The sequence below is a fragment of the Shigella sp. FC1544 genome (assembly GCF_001722145.1).
Taxonomy (GTDB): Bacteria; Pseudomonadota; Gammaproteobacteria; order Enterobacterales; family Enterobacteriaceae; genus Escherichia; species Escherichia coli.
The window spans coordinates 1-1,061 of sequence record NZ_MECT01000335.1 but is presented as its reverse complement, the minus strand read 5'-3'; the positions used below and the strand labels follow the sequence as shown (position 1 = coordinate 1,061).

General features: G+C 44.9%; 1 protein-coding gene and 2 pseudogenes. 1 reads left to right on the top strand and 2 read right to left on the bottom strand.

The genetic code is table 11. The annotated features are described in order from the left end of the window. Nucleotides 1-244, bottom strand: a 244-nt coding sequence (locus BGK49_RS15850) for a transposase (RefSeq protein WP_000567704.1), incomplete at its 3' end; no start/stop codon positions are given. A 166-nt stretch (nucleotides 245-410) separates the two neighbouring features. Between BGK49_RS15850 and BGK49_RS15840 the strand changes: the two are divergent. Continuing rightward, nucleotides 411-746 (top strand): annotated as a pseudogene (locus tag BGK49_RS15840) (ISAs1 family transposase); the annotation flags it as partial. A 15-nt stretch (nucleotides 747-761) separates the two neighbouring features. Here the strand turns inward: BGK49_RS15840 and BGK49_RS15835 are convergent. After that, nucleotides 762-1,061 (bottom strand): annotated as a pseudogene (locus BGK49_RS15835) (IS1-like element IS1X2 family transposase); the annotation flags it as partial.

Genomic DNA, 1,061 nt, shown 5'->3' with positions numbered 1-1,061 from the left:
CTTTAATCTGCTTCATGGCGGCAGCAAGTTCAGAGGCAGGAACAACCTGTTCTCCGGCGGCCACAGCAGTAAGACTTCCTTCCTGGTATTGCTTACGCCAGAGAAATAACTGGCTGGCTGCTACACCATGTTGCCGGGCAACGAGGGAGACCGTCATCCCCGGTTCAAAGCTCTGCTGAACAATTGCGATCTTTTCCTGTGTGGTACGCCGTCTGCGTTTCTCCGGCCCTAAGACATCAATCATCTGTACTCCAATGACTAGTCTAAAAACTAGTATTAAGACTATCACTTATTTAAGTGATACTGGTTGTCTGGAGATTCAGGGGGCCAGTCTATATTCCTTATTACCTGAAGCTGTTTTTCATAGCTTATACATGATCAAATACTCCTTACATAAATAAGGTGAACAAATGGAACTTAAAAAATTGATGGAACATATTTCTATTATTCCCGATTACAGATAAGCCTGGAAAGTAGAGCATAAATTGTCAGGCATCCTACTATTGACTATTTTTGCCGTTATTTCTGGTGCAGAAAGTTGGGAAGATATAGAGGATTTCGGGGAAACACATCTCGATTTCTTGAAGCAATATGGTGATTTTGAAAATGGTATTCCTGTTCACGATACTATTGCCAGAGTTGTATCCTGTATCAGTCCTGCAAAATTTCATGAGTGCTTTATTAACTGGATGCGTGACTGCCATTCTTCAGATGATAAAGACGTCATCGCAATTGATGGAAAAACGGGTAATGACTCCAACTTACTGATAGTGTTTTATGTTCAGATAATGCCCGATGACCTTGTCATGCAGCTCCACCGATTTTGAGAACGACAGTGACTTCCGTCCCAGCCTTGCCAGATGTTGTCTCAGATTCAGATTATGTCGCTCAATGCGCTGAGTGTAACGCTTGCTGATAACGTGCAGCTTTCCCTTCAGGCGTGATTCATACAGCGGCCAGCCATCCGTCATCCATACCACGACCTCAAAGGCCGACAGCAGGCTCAGAAGACGCTCCAGTGTGGCCAGAGTGCGTTCACCGAAGACGTGCGCCACAACCGT